Here is a 15365-nt window from a genome sequence, read left to right on the forward strand (position 1 = left end):
GAAAGACAATGAAATTCATTGTCCTTCTTCTTGTTCTTGATACAAACTTCCGTCAATAGAAAGCTCTTCTACTGTCGCTCGTTCATATACAGTTTCTTTTTTGTTTAACGTAATCAATCGTCCATGTTGCAACACTTTCCCTTTTGTTTGATACAAAATAAGGTAATGAATGTAATCCTTCAAAAAGATATGCACTTTCTTTCCGTCAGGTTCTACTCGATTAAATAACTCAACCATTCCCCATGAAAGCCCTAACGTGACAAACACCATCATTTGACTAAAACCACTTACTAGATACCACACAGAACCAACAATTAAGGCAGTACCGAATGCCACGTAAATCGTTTGAGCAGCCACCGCATTTCTCAATTTTAGTTTTTTTGTAATTTCTCGTACCATTTGCGGTGCTTGAAACGGCTCCTTATAATCAAATACTTCTTTTAATGGTTTTTCTGATTGCTTACTCATACAACCACCTAGAAGCCCATTTTCGTTGGAATACTTACTAAACTATCTAAGAAACTTCTCGGATCTTTAATGAAGAAATACCCCACTGCTCCTAAGGCAATCAATCCAATACATTTTACAAATTTTTGAGCAATCCCCTCTTTAAGTGCATAGATTACAACTGCTCCAGTAAAAATAGGCGCTACCCATTTACTTAAAACATAATCCACTAATCCTTGTGCGCTAGGTTCTTTTTCGGCTGCCAAAACTGGTAACGCCCAACAAAAATTCATTACTAATGCAAAAAAAGCAATGCTGACTTTTTGCCAAATACGCATTGCTTTTTTCTTAACTACTGTATTCAGTTTTTTTACTTGTTTCATTCTACTATTCCTCCCAAATCATGTGCGAATTTATCTATATAAAATTTGCCGTCTTGACGAACAACTGTTAATACCACGTATTCTTTATGATTATTTCCACTATCGCCCTCTTGTATCGTTGGCGTATCAACAATCAAATAATTTTTCCCGTCTTTGTAAAAAGCTGGCTCTCCTTGTTTCACAGTAAAGCCTTTACCTAATACCACAGGATTAGCCATTAAATAAGATAGTTGTTTTTTATCATCACTACCATACAATTGATAAAATTGTTTCAAGAAATCTGCTAATTTCGCTTCTTCTTGTTCATCCACACGATCAAATGAATTGTTTTGTATTGTTTTTCCGTCCATATCCCCTGCTTTTAGGCTAGGAATACTTGAATAATAAGGTAATGAAGTAACTTTAAACTGTCCATTTTTTTGAATAAATGGAATCATCAATAAAACAGTTCGTTGACTACTTTCTTGTTCTTTGTACTTTTGTTTTTCTGTCACTGTCTTTTTACCTTCTTTTTTCGTCACTGTTCGTTCTTTTTCTACTGGATAAGAAACAGTATACGTGACTACATATTTTGCGACATATGTCTGTTTTTGCTTTTCAAAGGTAAAAAAAGAAGAAGAATCCAACTTTTGTGTTATAGCCGTTTCTTCCTCTTTAGGTAATTTTTTTACCATATAGGTTGCTAAATTTTTATCACGATCCGCACGTGCTTTTTCATCAGACGGTTTATTCATATAAAGTGGTACAAACTCGCCTAAATAACGTTTTGCTAAATCTTCATTTAACGTTTCCTTTGTATCGCTAGCCAAATCCTTTTGAACAACAGCTAACGCCTCCTTATTTTGTGTTGCATTGACATTGGCATTTTTCGCCATTAGAAACGATAAAGGAACCGTTGCGACTAACAAGCCTAACGCACTTAAAAACACGATACGAGCCGTTTTAGGGCTTATTTCTGCCTTATCCTTTAACAACTGTTGTTTTGGTGGTTTTTTCCGTTTAATAAACTTCATTTCTTCCTCCTTGTTGAAATAATCGTAAATACTTCTCAAAATACTTTAATAATTTACTTTTGTCTGCTCTCTCTAAATAAACATATTCCGCCCCTGTCCTGCTATACCACGAATAAAAGCGATAGTAATAACTACTATACATTTTCTCTCCAGTAGGCAGACGTAAATAATATCCCTGAACAAAGATACTTTTATTTGCTGACAGTGGATATTCACCAATAAATTCTTTCCTAAAAGGTATCGTTACGTTTACAATCCCCATACCCATCAGATATTCTTTGTATTGTTCAATATAAACAATATCTTCATCATCAATCGAGTTTTCAACTACAGAAAATCCATGCTCTCTTAGCAAGTCAGGAACCGACCGCTTGGAATAGTGTTTGTAAAAATCAGAGTGTGGCTTGAATACTGGTAACAAGATTGCCCCTCCTTCCGTAAACGAACCAATAGCGTATAAAAATCTTCTAATGTAAATACACTGTAAACATCAAGAGGACTTTTTAAAACCCACGATTCTTCATGAAAAAATACTTTTCCCGACCCTACCTTGATATAGCCAAAAGCTGAATCTCGTTCAGACAGTAGAACAATATCCCCTTTGGCAATGCCTTGAATTAATACCCATGATAGATTTTCTTTTTTAACTTGAAATGCCAACCAGCCTTCTAAATAAGGCGTTTCTTTTTCATTCATTCGTTATCTCTCCAATCTATACTGCCGATAGTACACTTGATAATTTTCATAAAATTCTTCTAACAACTGTGCTAATCCTTGGTTTACTACATCTAAGGATCGACTAATCATTAACTGTTCATACCCCAACGGATAATCATCATGCTTTCTAAAATACTTACCTGCCACTTGTTCTTCTCGCTCCAAAATATGGTAATAACTATCTGGCAAATAATCCTCCATTCGCATTTCCCTTAATCTTTTTACTCGATCAACATGTGACTGAATAAAATTAGCCTCGTCCATTACCATTGGCGCACGAGCAAAAACAGGCGCACGCTCGATAAAGTTTTTCTTGACTTGTTCGTCCAAGGTTTCTTCATCAGGTGCACGCCCGTGTTGTTTTTTAAATTGTTCATAAAATAAAGCACATAACTCTTTTTCACACGCCAACAAATGCTCTTCACGTGCAGTTAATTCTTTTTCTTTGTCTGACATAAGAACTAAACGTGTAAAATTAGACATATAGCGTGTGATATACACGTCTTTTTCTAGTTCTGTTCCTAATTTTGTTAACATAAACTTTCTCCTCTCTAGTCAATCCTACAGTCACAACAATTAATTCTTTCATTTTTATCGCTTTTTAGGTATCTTAGCTTCTTTTAAATTAACTCAAACCCACCCACCAAAAAACTCGTTCCAAAATCGAAAAAGTAACATTCGTTTTAAAAATTAAATCTAAAATGATAAAAGCTATGACAAAAAGTCCAAACCAACACTTATAAAACTTTTCCATAGAATCAGTTAACAAATTTGAAATAATCATTCCAAATAAAACAGAAACAAAAGCAATTAAAGACACTATTTTCAGAACCCCTCCGTGTATCAAACCATTTCAGCAATCACAACAATTCGTCCATCAGTTTTTGTTGCTTGGTCGCAGGTAATTAAGGTTAAGGTTGGTTTTCTCGTAAGGTTTAAGATACTTGTATCTGTCATGTTCACATGTCGCTGTTCTTTTACTTTATAGTTATAAACATGTCCTGAACGGTCTTTTAACGTGATTGTTTCACCTACTGCTACATTTCCCAAAGAACTAAACATTAATCCGTCTACACCTGCATTATGCGCAGCTAACGTATAATTCCCTTTTCCCATTGTTTGTTTTGGTAACACCGTACAAGCGCCATATAACATTTTTTCAAAACTATCCCCTTCAAGAATTGGCATTTCTAAACCAATAGAAGCAATACGAATCGTTCCTAAAATATCGTCTTTTACTTGTTCAAAATCTTTCTGTGCTTCTTGCAGTGTTTCAACCGTTGGTCGTTCCCCTTCAGATAATGCAACACCAGTAGGAAGAGCTGTTTCTTCTGGTGCAACAGGTATTTCTGCACCAGTCACTGCCTCTGGTTGAGAAGAATTTGTTTTACTCGTTTTTGTTTCCACTTGTTTCTTTGGCTTTTTTGCTTCCTCTAAACCAGAAGAGAGAAGCGTTTTGGCTTCTCTCGTAAATTCTTCTTTCTGATTTAAATTGGCAAAAAAGAAACAAAAAAGAGCAATCATACCAAAACCAATTGCTCCCACAAGATATTTATTCTTTTTTAGCCATGTTTTCATATTATTCTCCTTGCTCTTGTTTACCTTTGCGCTTCACCGCAACCATTGCGCCACTCAAACCAATCACAACCAAGGCACCTACCGCAAGTCCTGTACCATTACCAACATTCAAGTTTGTATTTGGTAAAATTTCAGGTTTTGCTTGCGGCGTTGTCACATTCACTTTGTTAGAATCTGTCGGTTCATCATTAATAACCAATTGTGCCACATTTGGAATCATAATATTTCCTTTATCATCAACATATTGAGAAAAATCTGCGTCTTTCAATTTCCCTTTAATGTACACAAACAATTGTTTTTCTTTTAATTTGTTTGGTTCATTGGCAGTCCAAGAAACTTTTTGTGTTTTTTCATCAACACTAATTTTTCCTTGATCCGTAATATCTGTCCCATCTGAAAGAGTAACTTTTACTCTTTTATTCGCTTCTAAAACATCTTCTAAATCATCTTGAATGACTAAAGACGTCATATCTTTGGTGTTTGGTACTTGCACATCTAATTTGAATGTCACTTCATCGCCCACTTTGGCACTGGTCAAATCCACTTCTTTATCGCCTTCAAGGATTTTCTTCGCGATAGACGGGTCTTTTGGTGTGACAGTGGTAGTTGTTTCATCAGTTAGGACTTCTTTGTTGTTTTGGATAATTTTTGCTTTATTTGGAATTTGTAACTTGCCATCAATAAGGTACTTATCTAAGCTGGCACCTTCACGAATTTTTGTTTGGAAATTGAATTTGTATTCGTGATTATAGAAATCCGCTGTTTTTAATACGTCAGCCTTTGCAACCATACGTACTAAATTGCCTTCATGCTTCGCTTCAAATTTATTGGTAACGTCCTTTCCTGCTTCGTCCGTGACTTTCACATCAGACACACGTTCCAATTCAGGAATCAGTTCGTCTTGCATTTCATAGTTGCTATAATAAAATTCTTTCATTTCATCAGGAACTTTATGTGTGATCGTATAGCTATATACTTCGCCTAATCCTTCTAACGTATTTTTATCAACATTTGTTTCATCACTATCTGTCACCGTTTTAGTAGGAATCATTGGCGCTGTCCGAACTGGTTTTTTGGCACTATAGCCAAAATAGCTGTACTGGTTATTATTTTTTGGCGGTAAAGGATACCCTAAATTCTTTTCACGTGTCGCGAAATCTTCACTGTACGTGAAATCAAATCGAGAACGATTAGAATACAAGAACGTAAAATCACCACGATTGTCACCATCATCTAATGGAATATCGTCAGAATCGTAAAAAGTTTTTCCACCGTCTTTTTCTTCTTTGTATTTAACAATTGTATCTTTCGTTGGTACGTACAATTTATCGATTGCTTTGTACGAATCTTTGTCAATCGTCATTCCTTGTAAATTATCAATATCAATCCATGAATAGTAACCACTGACTGGTTTTTCTTTGTCTGTGCCATGTTCTAGGTACGTCCATGTTTGTTTCACCCATGAGAAACCACCTTGGTAGGTTGCAATTGCGGATACATTGTTAAAGGCAACGATATTATTTGACACCATATTTTGTGCATTTTTATATTGTTCCCAGTCTTGAATGGTAATTTTTAAATCAATCGGTGTCCCATCATCAGCTGTACCAACGTTATTGTAACGAATCCACGATTGCCCTTTCTTCGTTTTCGTTACATCAAGACCGATTTTCCCGTCCCATTTTTGTGGAGGCATATTAACGTAAACATCATTCGTCCACCCATCACCACCTGTTTCAACCGTAGTGACACCTTTAATAAACTTTGCAATAAAGCTATACTTTGAGCCTGCTTCATCATCTGGTGTCACTACAGAAGCATTCGGGGCATTAATGATTGAATTAGCGCTTGCACGTTGGAAAAAGTCAGCTTTAACTGTTTGTGGTACTTGTCCGCCTTCTTGTGCTTGAACCATCATTGGCATTGCCATGCCTGCTAAAATTGTTACAGTTGCTAATCCTTGAATAATCGTTGTTTTCTTCAAAATAGTTCCTCTTTTCATCATTATTTTTTTATTTCTATTTCATTTCTCCTAAATTTTGCATAAAAAAATAGGAGAGCCACGAATACGCTTCATTGGATCACCTCTAAAACAGTTATTCAATTCTATTATTCAAAATCAACCCTTTTCAAAACCTTTAACACATCAGTTGGCGCATGGATAATATAAATTTCTCTTGATACCTTATTCTTTATACGTTTTTCCTCTTTCGCCTTATCTTTGAATTGTGCTTCTTTTACTTCAATAAAAGGATTTTTCCCACCTTCTACGGTTTGATAGAATACATTATTTTTTTCTTTGTCTACATGTATTGTGTCTGATAACTGGTGTTTTTCATAACCAAATTTTGTTTTCGTAAAATAATAAATCTCATTTACACTATATTTTTCTTCTTTCAATGATTCTTCATCACTTAAAAAGAATTTTCCCAACACAGAATTTCCTTCACGACTTGAACTCGTTACTTCCTTATCCACTGACGTTAATTCTTCAATAATTTCTTTTTTTATTGTGACATAAGATATTAAACGATCATCAGCAAGTTCTTTTCTCAAAGAACCTGATTCTGACAAATAAATAAACCCATTCACACCACTAACAAATAGCGCAACAAAAATTACAAACGATATAGTAAACTTAAATATATCTTCAACCATCGACACTCACCTACCCAACTTAAATGTTTCCCAAAGAATAAACTGTGGTCTAAAGCTCAACAGATCATGTGAAATGGCAAATATAAATCGTTCTAACTCATTAATTACTCGATAACATTCTCTAATGTGAACTTCAATGTTTACATTGTCTAAATCACTATCTTTTATCCCTGACAACAAGCTTTCTTGTCTTTTTAACAAAAAAAAACCATAATCTAAAAATTCTTTTCTTTTCAAATCAATCTCATGTTTTTTCTGTCTTAACAAATAATCTCCCCCGTTTCTTTAGCAATTAACCGTCCATTATCGCTTAAAACCTCCATATTTTCTGCCAAATGCCATTCTAAAACTTTTTTATTTTTTTCATTCAATTCCACATCATTTAGCAATTTTCCTAAATAATCAAAACCTTCCTGTTCCCCACCTAACTGAACAACTTTAATTGTTTGTAAACACGTATATGCTAACCAATTCAACTTACGATAAAAACTAGGTTTTACAACTTTCATACTTAAATCTACATACTTTGTTGCACCCAAAAATCGTTCCCATTTTGACCATTTTTTCAAGTCACCTGTACGTGTCTTTTCAAAAAAACAAATTTGTTGAGAAATTACACTTCTTGCCGATCGTAACAAAAACGTATCTTCCATATAATGTTCTATAAACTTATGTGCTTTTTCGTCATGTAACCGTACTTCATAACGATTTTTGACTTCCACTTCCTCAATAGGAATTTTTTCACGATTGGCAATTTCATGATTTTTTTGATAAAAGCAAAAATAAACTAAGCTATTTCTTGTCCCAAAATAAATAGTTGTTCCTTCACTTACACCATCAACAACGTTTCCAGAACCAACCACTCGATACTTCTTAAAATTTGTATCAAAAAGTTCTGTACGAATTTTTTTCGCTACAGTGTCTAAAGAAAAATACTCAATATAATCATCAATTGCTATATCAATACGTTTCATTACCCCATCAACAAATAAACAGCGCCCAAAAAAATCTAGCCACTGTTGATCTAACTCATTCAAAATGTATTCATAGTTTCGGCAACCTTGACCAGATAACTCAATTAATATTCCTCGATCATCACCTTTTTTCGAAAGTAATACTCGAATATTATCGTACTCATACATCAAGCGATAACCAAACAATCCCGTTGGCTTTTCATAAAAACTTTCAAAGTCCATCAGTAAAACATCTTCAACCACACGTTTTACATCATGTGAAGGGATACGAATACGAACATAATCAAAAATTGCTTCCAGTCCCTCGGTTTGGTTCATTGTATTGTAATATTCCATTAATTCTTTATACAGATCATCAGGACATTTCTTCTTTCCATTTTCAATCAAACTTAAATATGTCTTACTTAATTGAAATGTATTGGCTACATCAACTTGTTTTAATCCTAATTTTAGACGTAAATCTTTTAAATTCCTTACCTCTATCAATTTAATATCACATCCTTTTTTTACAAAATAATCCATATAATGTATAATTTATTTAAAACAATATATAAAAGGAGAATTATATGAATATATTTTTAAATTTTTTAGGTTCAGGTATTTTTTCCAACATCTTAGCTATATTAGGAGTTATTCTTGCCCTACTTCCTCAAAAAGATACTATTTCAATAGACAATTCTACAAATTATTATTTTAGAACTACTTACAGTAATTCAAATAGCACAACTTCAAATATGGAATGGTTTTTCGGGTTACTTATTCTCATTGGTACTTATATTTTTTACGCTCTTTTACAACCATACTTTGTTGAAGTATTAATTATTCTTGCTTTTGCGCTCATTGTTAGATATCGCTATTTAAAAATAGCATTCAAAAAACAAATGGTACTTCCATTACTACTTATCATTACTACAGCTATTATTCAACAAACATTACCTGAAGAAATTATAAACTACTGGAAAAATGCTTACAAAATAGACTTCAATCATGTAGATACGCTATCTCAAATTTTACAACAACTTAAAGCTCCAATTACTGAAATATACAACCTTATTAAAACCATAAGTACAAGTCCTTTATCTGTAGCCATTTTATCAAACATAGTTTTTGTAATTTTTTCACTAGTGTTCATGGTTAGCGATCTATTTAGAAAAAAAGAAAATATAAAAGTTGAAAAATTAACTTCATTAATTCCTATAAGTATCATTTTCTTTATCGTTATTTCTTTTATGTTCTATACAAATCCTAATTCGCCAGCAAGAACTATAGTTACATCAATTACACATTTTCTAACAGACTAATTAAAAAGAACAACATACACCAAATACTAAATAAAAATACACTAAAGTTTATTAGCAACCTTACATTGTCATTTTCTGATTGAGGTCTTACACACTCAAAAAAGCTCTTTTGTATTTTAAAACTTTTATCTGAAAAATAGCTTACTGCTATTAATGGTATCCAAGGAAAAACAAGTAACATTATATACATCATTTGAACTAAAAATTTCATTTATTTTATCCTTTCACAAAATTATTTATAAAGGTAAACCTTACAAAAAAGAAACTGCAAAAGTTTACCTTTGTATCAAGGCTTCAAATGCAGTCATATCAAGGTTACACCCTCGTTTTTGAGGGAGAAAGCTAAGAAAGTTACCCCCCTATTAGAATATGGGGGTTGAAGGGCGAGGGGCGCTAACGCGCCCCTCGCTGTTCTTGCACTTATCGCTCAACCGCTCCCACGTGCAAAAGCGCCTACGCTCATTCGCTGTGGGCTTAACGCCCACTTACGGCGCTGTTTCTTGCGAACAGTTCCCCCATTCACTAGGTTTTTCTTACACTTTTTCTAAAATATTTTTCTTTTATCTTCCCTTTTTATGCTACTTTGGGAATCCTTGGATCAGCTTGTTCAGGGAATTTTCCAAATTCAATAAAGACATCAAAAGTTTTCGTATCAATAAATGGTGCATAAAATTCGCCAACTTGTGACGTGCCAACATCAATATATCCTCGTCCTTTTTCATTTGTATTGAAAAAGTCTTTATCATTTGTTGCAGCAGCATTCACCATATCATAACCAGTTGGGGAAATTTTCCCAACAATTGCTCGTAAACCTAATTGATCACGTATCCCACCATCAAAATACTTCTGATCTGGACGTTGCAAGCCCAAAATAACATACACGCCACTTTGACGTCCTTTTAAAGTCAATTGTGACAGCGATTTTAACACTTCACGTAACATTTTCATATCTTTCTCAATCGAATCGTAAAAGGCTGCCCATTCATCAATAACAAGGAAATAAGGTGCAAAATCGTAATCTTCATAATCAGTTAATCCTTTGGTATTGTTGGCTTCCATATATTCATAACGATCGTCCATTAAAGCTTCTGCTTTTTGTAAGGCTTTCACAATCCCCATGTCCCAATAAACTTTATCTTTAAACACAGGTAGCTTATTTAACTGTTTTAAATCTGATTTTTTTGGGTCACAAATTTCTACATGAGCGCCTGCTTTTAACAACGCATGAATAATACTAAAAAGAAGAAACGTTTTTCCTCCACCAGTACCACCAACAATCAATCCATGAGGCGAAGATTTAAAATCCCACCAAAGATTTTTCATTAATTGAATTTTTGTACCAACAACTTGCATATCAACTATATTTATACGATTAACCTTTACGTCATGCAAGAATTTGTAACAAATAAAACCGTCTTCTCTCACTTCTTCGGTTAAATCAAGCTTAAACGCTTGTTCTAATTCTTTCCCCTTTTTAAGAAACTGCTGTTGAAAGTTACTTAAATCCAATGGAAAACGAACATAGATATATCCTTTTTTCCGTTGATAATAAATCTTTGGAAAATAGCTGATTTTATCCTTTGTAACTGTCTTTCCATTATTACTAGTCGTATGCTTTTTCGTTAAATAATAACGATTATTAATGATCATACGACCTAACGTTTGCCGTTGATTGACCCACAACATAAAGCCATGGTGTGTCCGACTAAATCGAAAAAACAGGCCAATCAAAATAGCAGGAACGAAAAGCATTCCTGCCAACACCAAACCATACGGCAATAATACTTTCCAATCATAAACGTTTCTCTCTACCATTGGACGAACAGCTGGATAGATTTTAAAATAACAAAAAAAGCCTATCCCAATTAAAAATGGTAGATACGCCATGAAAAAATATAACTTCACAATAGAATAATGAAGTTTTCGTATTCTTATTCCTCTATATTTAAAACAATGTTCCCACCAATCCTTTAACTTTCATTTCTAATGAATTATTTAAAATTTTAAAAACTTCTTCTTTTGTCAAACAAATTTTAGTCCCATCAGGAACAGCAACTTTATTATAAAAGAACATTAAAACACCTCACTACATAAATTTACTTTTTGTGCATTAATTCCATCAAAACAATTTTTGTTTCAAGTTTCTTTATATCTCCTCTTACAATGGAACAAAATATCACTAACCAGAAAGCACTCACCATCAATAACGATCCCACACCCACATTAACGACTGTCTGAAAAAGTTCCATGTTTTCTTTACTTAACACAGAATGTAATTCATTTCTTACAGCAACCACATTTCCATAAAAAACAAGAAACAAGGTCAACACAAAAAATAATATGGTAAAAAACAACGGTACCCACCGAAAAATAAGCTTTTTCGTTAATGAAGTTTTACTTCTTACATATAAAAAATCAAACGCTTCATTATCTAATGTTTCTAACTCCTTACGAAGTTTTTTAAAAGCAACTAATTTTCTAATTCGAAAAGACGTAAACCAATTGTCTATTTTCTCCATATACTTACCTACATTTCTTTTTGTGATTCCCAATCTTCTGCATAATTCATAACAAATGCTTCAAGATTACCATCAACATACTTTCCTAATTCTTGAACAGATTGTACACGTTGCACTTTTGAATACCAATACTGACTTGGTACATATCCATAAGGCTCTACATTACTCAGCTGTAAAACCAACTCTTCTTTAAGATTTGTAAGAACCTTTTCTGAATCAATACACTTCTCGATTTTTGGCTCAAAATATCCATAATCATAAGATACATGTACAAATTCTTTAATATCAGTTTCTAATGATTCACTTAACACATTCACTTCTTTTACTAAATCATCAAAACCTAAAGCAACTTCTTCATCACGCAATACATACAGATCAATATAAACGAACTTTTCATTCATATGATTTTTTTCTAAATAATTATCTTTTGCTAACTGTAAACTTTTTAACATGACTTCCGAAAAAATTTGTTTTGCTTCTTGTGTTTGCTCTTCATACACCACACTACACCTCTACTCTCTCATAATTCATTTTTTTAATACTTATACAATCAAAAAAGGAAAAGACTTATTTATCCTTTCCTTTTTCTCCTTTATTTTCTGATTTTTGAGGTTGGTTAACAGATGGCGTGTTTGTATTGCTTGACGTATCATTTAAATTCACTTTACGAATCCCTGTTGCAAGTACCGAAAAACCAGTAAATACGTTATTAATATTTTGATCACCTGCTGGCAATTGCGCCCACGGTTCAGCTTCTTCCACCCCTTCAATTTCAATCGTATCTCCAAATTTAAATGGGCTTAAATCAAAATCAGCTGGTACGTCCACATTAAACGTTTCACGTTGCGCCTCACTAGATACTTCAATACTTTGCAATCGAACAATATCCGTATAATTTCCTTCTTCGTCACGTTCAAATTTATTCTCACGTTTTGCAACAAACGTTACTTTTCCAACGGTTTGATTAAATAATACTGGAATTTTATTGTCGTCAAAAATAATTGGTTTTTCTTGTGGCATTATGCTTTTCCTCCTACTAATTCAATTTTATCTGCTTCTAAATACAAACGATTGCGTGCTTCGTTACGCTCAAAAGTTTGATTAAAATAAGGCGCTGGTCGATTAACAATTCGAGGATTAATCAGCCGAATTTCTTTGTCATAAAAATCCCCTTTTAATGCACCAGATACTGGTACCCGTACACTTAAAGAACCTTTCTCATTTTTCAAATCGTAAATCTCATGTGTAGCAACCGTTACAGAACGTCGACCTCTTCGTTGCGACTTTCCAATCGATTCTACATGTTTTACAAAAAATAATTTTCCTAATGCCTCAGGGTTCACTAAAACATATCTTAATCCCATACTTTTACTACCTCTTTCTTCTCATTTATCGTATTTCACTTACAAATTTTCTTGTTTAAAATAAAAGACCGGATAAATCACTCCGTCTGCTCGCTTACGATACATTCGGTATATTTCCGATATTTTCAATAACTTACTCTCCATCAACAAACGTAACATGTTCGTCCATTTTACTGATTTTTTCCCTTGCTTTTTCTGCTCTTTATCATAGGTACGTTCAATATCAGCCAGACAAAATGCTCGTTTTTGTCTCTTCATACGTTCAACAAACTTCTCAACAAAAAGTGATAACTCTTCTTTCATTCTTATCCTCCTTATTAACTTAATAACAAATTCTATTCTTTCAAATAAAAAAAAGCACAACTAGAATATTCCAGTTGTGCATACTTAAATTAAGATTAGTTATTCTTTTAGAAAAAAATCTTTTCCACTCTTACAAATAACAACCTTAATTGTACATCAATTTTAGATTCTAAAATTCATCGTAGTAGAATGTACATTTTTGCAGATAACAGACTAAAAGTTCGCCTTAGCTATGAAATAGTCCCCTTATCCATTCGTTTCATAGAATCATTTTTCAACGGCTAGTAATTAAAATTACATCACGGCACGTTAGATAGACCTACGACATACGGTGTACAGCGCTCCTCCTTTTATTGAGCTTGCATAGATTTTTTTATTCAATCTAATTCAGCAATTATTTCTAACGTGTCATCACGACATGATTATCGGAAATAATCTGATTCTTTTAAATGAACACCCTTCAATCACCAAGCGGAAATAACTCCATTGTTCTAACTGTTAATATTTTACAAATACACAGTATGCGAACCTAGTCCTCGTATGAAAGCTAGAAACTTCCACCTAAAATTCTTCATCAATATGGCTCTAATTAAAGATACTACTGCCACCTTGTGTCCCATTCAACGGCTGGTACACTCCACCTCAACAAGACTTATAACCTCGAATAAAAATTTCATTCTTGTATTATTTCGTCAAATACCGTAGAATAAAAGTGTCTATGTTTTATTTCACGGCGTTTGCGAAACAGAAATTCATTTTCTTCTCGTGAACGCTTTTTTGTTTATTTAATTTTACTAAGGCTTTTTGCCTTATGAGAATATCCGACATATAATCAGATACTCTAATAAAACAAAATATCCAATTTTATTACTCATGCTCAAAACCAAATTTTTTAGCAAAGAATTGTTCATTCACTCTCCCTGCCGAAGTTTTCATTCCTTGTTCTTTTAATTCGCTATTTAATTCTTTGATGATTCCGTACGCTTTAGCTTTTGAACAATTCATTAATTCACTAACTTCATTTGCTGTCAAAAACTTAATCTTCATTCCTATCCCTCCTAATGATTTTAAATGATTTTTTATCAATTTTTATTCTTTATACACATATATTATAGGATTATAATCCTATTGTCAATAGTAATATGGATATTTTATATATATTATTTCTAATTATGATTTAAACTGCTAATATAATTTAAAAGGAGGCGTTCTTTAATGGAGTTCGGACAAATTTTAAGACAACTTAGAAAACAAAAAAAATTAACCCAAAAAGAACTTGCTGATATTATCTTTGTTGAGCAAACAACCATTAGTGGCTATGAAAATGGAAAAATTCAACCTACAGCTAAAGTTATTATAGAACTTGCTGATTATTTCGATGTATCAACTAACTATCTATTAGGTCAACCCGAAAAAAACAAAAACCAACTTGAACAAATTATTGATTCAACCATTGACGAATTAAAAAATGAAGATACATTATTATTTATGAAAAACGGAGAGTTTGACGAAAATACAGCTAGATTATTAAAAGCTGCTATAAAAAATGGTATAAAAACTGTTGACGATATGACGAAAAATGACTAAGGAGTGAGTACGATACGTAGCATCTATTCAAAAATAAAAAGCAAAGTTGAAGGTATAATTAATTTTTATTCATCTAATGATCCAAAAAAAATTTCCGGATTCTTAGGAATTCATATTTTAAAATCTAACTTAGGCAATGTAGAAGGTTTTCTACAATATTACAATCACACTTACATCATTCATATTAATAGCAATATTACTGATGAAACAACACAAGATAAAATAATTGCTCATGAGCTAGGACATTATTTCCTACACAAACATTTAAATATATTTTGTGTAGATATGCACACCCTAGCTTTTGAGGCTACTTTAGAAAATGAAGCAAATATATTCGCAACTGAATTATTATTGAATGATTCAATAATAAAAGAAGAATTACCCTTTATCCAAAATATGAATATTTACGAATTATCTTCTTACTTTAATTTAGACTTCGATATTGTAAAAATGAAATATGATTTATTTTTTTTAAACAAAAAAGAACACATGTTTGTTTTGGATAATATGTATTATTAATA

Annotated in this window: 23 protein-coding genes; 3 read left to right on the forward strand and 20 right to left on the reverse strand. The window is 32.8% G+C overall.

Annotation, left to right across the window (positions count from 1 at the left end; genetic code table 11):
- Nucleotides 1-15: 15 nt before the first annotated feature.
- From IGM04_RS09765 to IGM04_RS09820, 12 genes are all read right to left on the reverse strand, one after another.
- Complete coding sequence (locus tag IGM04_RS09765) at nt 16-468, reverse strand: TcpE family conjugal transfer membrane protein (protein WP_010828920.1); 453 nt, start codon at nt 466-468, stop codon at nt 16-18.
- Nucleotides 469-476: 8 nt separating this feature from the next.
- Nucleotides 477-830, reverse strand: a complete 354-nt coding sequence (locus IGM04_RS09770) for a TcpD family membrane protein (RefSeq protein ID WP_010828921.1) — start codon at nt 828-830, stop codon at nt 477-479.
- Nucleotides 827-1843 (reverse strand): conjugal transfer protein, encoded by a 1017-nt coding sequence (locus tag IGM04_RS09775; protein ID WP_010828922.1) that lies wholly within the window; start codon nt 1841-1843, stop codon nt 827-829. The genes IGM04_RS09770 and IGM04_RS09775 overlap by 4 nt, the downstream gene beginning before the upstream one ends.
- A complete protein-coding gene (locus IGM04_RS09780; protein ID WP_025191371.1) occupies nt 1830-2264 on the reverse strand; it encodes a hypothetical protein in 435 nt (144 codons plus the stop codon). The genes IGM04_RS09775 and IGM04_RS09780 overlap by 14 nt, the downstream gene beginning before the upstream one ends.
- Complete coding sequence (locus IGM04_RS09785) at nt 2192-2539, reverse strand: hypothetical protein (RefSeq protein WP_010828924.1); 348 nt, start codon at nt 2537-2539, stop codon at nt 2192-2194. The genes IGM04_RS09780 and IGM04_RS09785 overlap by 73 nt, the downstream gene beginning before the upstream one ends.
- Before the next feature lie 3 nt (nt 2540-2542).
- Nucleotides 2543-3097 (reverse strand): hypothetical protein, encoded by a 555-nt coding sequence (locus IGM04_RS09790; RefSeq protein ID WP_075583064.1) that lies wholly within the window; start codon nt 3095-3097, stop codon nt 2543-2545.
- A gap of 88 nt (nt 3098-3185) precedes the next feature.
- Nucleotides 3186-3380 (reverse strand): hypothetical protein, encoded by a 195-nt coding sequence (locus tag IGM04_RS09795; RefSeq protein WP_010828926.1) that lies wholly within the window; start codon nt 3378-3380, stop codon nt 3186-3188.
- A gap of 23 nt (nt 3381-3403) precedes the next feature.
- On the reverse strand, nt 3404-4138 hold the full coding sequence (locus IGM04_RS09800) for a class A sortase (protein WP_086318038.1): 735 nt from the start codon (nt 4136-4138) through the stop codon (nt 3404-3406).
- A gap of 1 nt (nt 4139) precedes the next feature.
- Entirely contained in the window at nt 4140-6140 is a 2001-nt protein-coding gene (locus IGM04_RS09805) for an isopeptide-forming domain-containing fimbrial protein (protein ID WP_025191372.1), read from the reverse strand.
- A gap of 107 nt (nt 6141-6247) precedes the next feature.
- Nucleotides 6248-6796 carry a hypothetical protein gene (locus tag IGM04_RS09810; RefSeq protein WP_010828929.1) on the reverse strand — a complete coding sequence of 183 codons (549 nt, stop codon included), beginning with the start codon at nt 6794-6796 and terminating at the stop codon, nt 6248-6250.
- A 6-nt stretch (nt 6797-6802) separates the two neighbouring features.
- Complete coding sequence (locus IGM04_RS09815) at nt 6803-7063, reverse strand: hypothetical protein (protein ID WP_010828930.1); 261 nt, start codon at nt 7061-7063, stop codon at nt 6803-6805.
- Complete coding sequence (locus IGM04_RS09820; RefSeq protein WP_010828931.1) at nt 7057-8256, reverse strand: replication initiation factor domain-containing protein; 1200 nt, start codon at nt 8254-8256, stop codon at nt 7057-7059. The genes IGM04_RS09815 and IGM04_RS09820 overlap by 7 nt, the downstream gene beginning before the upstream one ends.
- An 80-nt stretch (nt 8257-8336) precedes the next feature.
- On the opposite strand from IGM04_RS09820, the gene IGM04_RS09825 reads away from it, so the two are divergent.
- Entirely contained in the window at nt 8337-9071 is a 735-nt protein-coding gene (locus IGM04_RS09825; RefSeq protein ID WP_010828932.1) for a hypothetical protein, read from the forward strand.
- Between the two features lie 573 nt (nt 9072-9644).
- Here IGM04_RS09825 and IGM04_RS09830 read toward each other — a convergent pair.
- From IGM04_RS09830 to IGM04_RS09865, 8 genes are all read right to left on the reverse strand, one after another.
- Nucleotides 9645-10976, reverse strand: coding sequence for an FtsK/SpoIIIE domain-containing protein (locus IGM04_RS09830; protein ID WP_029677185.1), 1332 nt, complete (start codon nt 10974-10976; stop codon nt 9645-9647).
- 40 nt (nt 10977-11016) lie between these two features.
- Entirely contained in the window at nt 11017-11145 is a 129-nt protein-coding gene (locus tag IGM04_RS09835) for a hypothetical protein (protein WP_256924918.1), read from the reverse strand.
- 22 nt (nt 11146-11167) lie between these two features.
- A complete protein-coding gene (locus IGM04_RS09840; RefSeq protein ID WP_010828936.1) occupies nt 11168-11590 on the reverse strand; it encodes a hypothetical protein in 423 nt (140 codons plus the stop codon).
- Between the two features lie 8 nt (nt 11591-11598).
- Nucleotides 11599-12090, reverse strand: coding sequence for a hypothetical protein (locus IGM04_RS09845; protein WP_025191373.1), 492 nt, complete (start codon nt 12088-12090; stop codon nt 11599-11601).
- 67 nt (nt 12091-12157) lie between these two features.
- The gene (locus IGM04_RS09850; RefSeq protein WP_010828938.1) at nt 12158-12610 is read right to left on the reverse strand and encodes a DUF961 family protein; all 453 of its coding nucleotides are present in this window, start codon (nt 12608-12610) and stop codon (nt 12158-12160) included.
- Entirely contained in the window at nt 12610-12954 is a 345-nt protein-coding gene (locus tag IGM04_RS09855; RefSeq protein WP_010730220.1) for a DUF961 family protein, read from the reverse strand. Before IGM04_RS09855 ends, IGM04_RS09850 begins: the two co-directional genes overlap by 1 nt.
- A gap of 39 nt (nt 12955-12993) precedes the next feature.
- Nucleotides 12994-13257, reverse strand: coding sequence for a hypothetical protein (locus IGM04_RS09860; protein WP_010828939.1), 264 nt, complete (start codon nt 13255-13257; stop codon nt 12994-12996).
- Between the two features lie 867 nt (nt 13258-14124).
- On the reverse strand, nt 14125-14304 hold the full coding sequence (locus IGM04_RS09865; RefSeq protein ID WP_010707259.1) for a transcriptional regulator: 180 nt from the start codon (nt 14302-14304) through the stop codon (nt 14125-14127).
- A 168-nt stretch (nt 14305-14472) separates the two neighbouring features.
- On the opposite strand from IGM04_RS09865, the gene IGM04_RS09870 reads away from it, so the two are divergent.
- Both IGM04_RS09870 and IGM04_RS09875 read left to right on the forward strand, forming a co-directional pair.
- Nucleotides 14473-14844, forward strand: a complete 372-nt coding sequence (locus tag IGM04_RS09870) for a helix-turn-helix domain-containing protein (protein ID WP_010707258.1) — start codon at nt 14473-14475, stop codon at nt 14842-14844.
- Between the two features lie 3 nt (nt 14845-14847).
- Nucleotides 14848-15363 carry an ImmA/IrrE family metallo-endopeptidase gene (locus IGM04_RS09875; RefSeq protein WP_010828940.1) on the forward strand — a complete coding sequence of 172 codons (516 nt, stop codon included), beginning with the start codon at nt 14848-14850 and terminating at the stop codon, nt 15361-15363.
- The last annotated feature ends 2 nt before the right edge of the window (nt 15364-15365 follow it).

It is taken from the genome of Enterococcus sp. DIV2385 (genome assembly GCF_051711925.1).
Lineage (GTDB): Bacteria > Bacillota > Bacilli > Lactobacillales > Enterococcaceae > Enterococcus > Enterococcus faecalis.

What these genes read in the sequence shown, in the direction of transcription:
- IGM04_RS09765 (WP_010828920.1), bottom strand. Translation starts at nt 468, where the DNA reads ATGAGTAAGCAATCAGAAAAACCATTAAAAGAAGTATTTGATTATAAG.
- IGM04_RS09770 (WP_010828921.1), bottom strand. Translation starts at nt 830, where the DNA reads ATGAAACAAGTAAAAAAACTGAATACAGTAGTTAAGAAAAAAGCAATG.
- IGM04_RS09775 (WP_010828922.1), bottom strand. Translation starts at nt 1,843, where the DNA reads ATGAAGTTTATTAAACGGAAAAAACCACCAAAACAACAGTTGTTAAAG.
- IGM04_RS09785 (WP_010828924.1), bottom strand. Translation starts at nt 2,539, where the DNA reads ATGAATGAAAAAGAAACGCCTTATTTAGAAGGCTGGTTGGCATTTCAA.
- IGM04_RS09790 (WP_075583064.1), bottom strand. Translation starts at nt 3,097, where the DNA reads ATGTTAACAAAATTAGGAACAGAACTAGAAAAAGACGTGTATATCACA.
- IGM04_RS09800 (WP_086318038.1), bottom strand. Translation starts at nt 4,138, where the DNA reads ATGAAAACATGGCTAAAAAAGAATAAATATCTTGTGGGAGCAATTGGT.
- IGM04_RS09805 (WP_025191372.1), bottom strand. Translation starts at nt 6,140, where the DNA reads ATGAAAAGAGGAACTATTTTGAAGAAAACAACGATTATTCAAGGATTA.
- IGM04_RS09810 (WP_010828929.1), bottom strand. Translation starts at nt 6,796, where the DNA reads ATGGTTGAAGATATATTTAAGTTTACTATATCGTTTGTAATTTTTGTT.
- IGM04_RS09825 (WP_010828932.1), top strand. Translation starts at nt 8,337, where the DNA reads ATGAATATATTTTTAAATTTTTTAGGTTCAGGTATTTTTTCCAACATC.
- IGM04_RS09835 (WP_256924918.1), bottom strand. Translation starts at nt 11,145, where the DNA reads ATGTTCTTTTATAATAAAGTTGCTGTTCCTGATGGGACTAAAATTTGT.
- IGM04_RS09840 (WP_010828936.1), bottom strand. Translation starts at nt 11,590, where the DNA reads ATGGAGAAAATAGACAATTGGTTTACGTCTTTTCGAATTAGAAAATTA.
- IGM04_RS09850 (WP_010828938.1), bottom strand. Translation starts at nt 12,610, where the DNA reads ATGCCACAAGAAAAACCAATTATTTTTGACGACAATAAAATTCCAGTA.
- IGM04_RS09855 (WP_010730220.1), bottom strand. Translation starts at nt 12,954, where the DNA reads ATGGGATTAAGATATGTTTTAGTGAACCCTGAGGCATTAGGAAAATTA.
- IGM04_RS09860 (WP_010828939.1), bottom strand. Translation starts at nt 13,257, where the DNA reads ATGAAAGAAGAGTTATCACTTTTTGTTGAGAAGTTTGTTGAACGTATG.
- IGM04_RS09865 (WP_010707259.1), bottom strand. Translation starts at nt 14,304, where the DNA reads ATGAAGATTAAGTTTTTGACAGCAAATGAAGTTAGTGAATTAATGAAT.
- IGM04_RS09870 (WP_010707258.1), top strand. Translation starts at nt 14,473, where the DNA reads ATGGAGTTCGGACAAATTTTAAGACAACTTAGAAAACAAAAAAAATTA.